Genomic DNA, 2,113 nt, shown 5'->3' on the forward strand with positions numbered 1-2,113 from the left:
ACTGCGCCGTATAACCGATTAATCCGAACAGATAGGCAGTCATGACGGCAAAGCGCGGACGCAATTCAATCAGGCGTATCAGCGCGCCAAACAACAGCGGCATCAGCCAGAAATGATAATACGGGGCGAAAGTGAACGGTGTCGCGGCGGCAATCAAGATGATCAGCGGCCAGTACAGCAGCGGATGTTGCCAATATTGTTCGAGTTTACGGAAAATATTCATGCTTTAAATGGTATTGAGGCCGTCTGAAAAGTTTTCAGACGGCAGGGAAACAAAATCAGTCTTTTTGAAATAATTTCATTGCAGGCAGGACGATTGCGCAAGCCAAGGCACCGGCGGCTACTCCGACCATCAGATTAGCGATATGTTCCATTATGCCGCTGTCCCAATGCTGCGCGTCGAGAAAATCGTGCAAAAAGCCAAGGTTGTGGGCGATCAGTCCGCCGCCGACCAAGAACATCGCCAACGTGCCGACAATACTCAAGCCGCGCATAAACCAAGGCATAAATGAAATCAAACCGCGTCCGATACCTTGCACGGCGGCGCTTTTTTGGCGCATCAACATCATACCGAGGTCGTCAAGTTTGACGATAATGCCGACCAAACCATAGACCAATACCGTCATGCCGACACCGATGGCGGCCATCACCAAAGAACGCGTCATCAGGTCATATTTTTCAACAACGCCCAGCGCGATAATGATGATTTCGGCGGAGAGGATGAAATCTGTGCGGACCGCGCCTTTAACTTTTGTTTTTTCGTCTGTGACTTCAGGCTCGGCATTGTGTCCGTCTTCGTGTTCATTGCGGTGCAGAAATTTGTGCAACAGTTTTTCCACGCCTTCAAAACACAAATACACACCGCCGATCATCAGCAACGGTGTAATCAGTGCAGGCAGGAAAGTGGAAAGCAACAGTGCAAGCGGCACCAGAATCAGCTTGTTGACCAGGGACCCTTTTGCCACCGCCCAAATAATCGGCAATTCGCGCTCGGCGGATACGCCGGTTACTTGATTGGCGTTGAGCGCCAAATCGTCACCGACCACGCCGGCGGTTTTTTTGGCGGCGACTTTGGTCATCATCGCTACGTCGTCCAAAACGGCGGTAATGTCGTCCAAAAGGGTAAAGAGAGAGGCGAAGGCCATAATGTTGTCCGGATAAAATCAAATAAACGCGCGATTATATATGAAAATTCAGTTGCTTGAATGGTTTCAGACGGCCGTTGACGGAAATTAACCAAAGGCCGTCTGAAAATGCTATTTCGGCGTATAACGTCCTGCCATGGCTTTATACACCATATTTTCGTATTTTAAGGCTTCATAGCGTTGGTTCAGCAGGTTTTGAGCCGAGCTGTATTCCGAATTCAAAGCCTCCAGCCAGTCTTTCAGCTCGTTTTTGCCGTGTTGGTAGCGCACTTGGTAGTAGCGGCTGTTTTTCTTGTCCAACTGATAACGCTGTTCCTGATTGGCAAGGCTGGCCTGCGCGTTTTTGTAGGCAAGGTAGTTGGTGTTGACTTCGTTCAGCGCGGTAGTCAGGGCTTTTTCAAAGTTGAGTTTGGCACTGTCGAAATTGGCTTGGGCGGTTTTGTCTTTCCACTTCATGGTCTGCCAGTTGAGGAACGGCAGATTGATGGTGGCGGAGCCGCCCAGCAGCGGGATATTGAACGCGCTCTTGGCTTTTTCAGACGACGTGCTCAAGCTCGCGCCCAAAGTAATCGACGGATACCAACTGCGTTTTTGCGCGTTGACCGATTGTTGTGACGCTTGCAGGCGGTATTCGGCGGCGCGCAGATCGGGGCGGTTGGCCAAAACGGTAATTGGTACGTCCAAGTTTACGCCTTTGACCGGCAGCAGGCGGAACTGTGCCGGATCGGCGGCCATGTTTTCAGACGGCCTTAAATTCAACAAATTACGCAAAACCTGTTTTTGCGTATCTAAATTGTTTTGCAAAGACAACAGGCTGTTTTCCGCGCTCAGCAATGACTGTTTGGCTTGGGTCGGCTGGCTAGAGTCGGCCCGGCCGTAGCGGAACTTGGCATTCGCAATGCGGTTGATTTCCTGATATTGCTTTAGCGATTTTTGTGCCAACTCAATGGCTTCGTTCAGATAGGCGA

General features: G+C 50.5%; 2 protein-coding genes and 1 pseudogene. All 3 read right to left on the reverse strand.

Going from position 1 to position 2,113, the window contains the following annotated elements; all coding sequences use genetic code 11:
* Window positions 1–223: pseudogene (locus tag ACTHUT_RS18660) on the reverse strand (apolipoprotein N-acyltransferase); the annotation flags it as partial.
* Between the two features lie 55 nt (window positions 224–278).
* The gene (locus ACTHUT_RS18665; protein WP_250599777.1) at window positions 279–1,145 is read right to left on the reverse strand and encodes a DUF808 domain-containing protein; all 867 of its coding nucleotides are present in this window, start codon (window positions 1,143–1,145) and stop codon (window positions 279–281) included.
* Window positions 1,146–1,256: 111 nt separating this feature from the next.
* On the reverse strand, window positions 1,257–2,113 hold an 857-nt coding region (locus ACTHUT_RS18670), incomplete at its 5' end, for a TolC family protein (RefSeq protein ID WP_440419370.1).

Source organism: Neisseria sp. P0022.S010, from assembly GCF_051956635.1.

Excerpts from the sequence above, each read along its gene's own strand:
- ACTHUT_RS18665 (WP_250599777.1), bottom strand. The coding sequence starts at position 1,145 with ATGGCCTTCGCCTCTCTCTTTACCCTTTTGGACGACATTACCGCCGTT.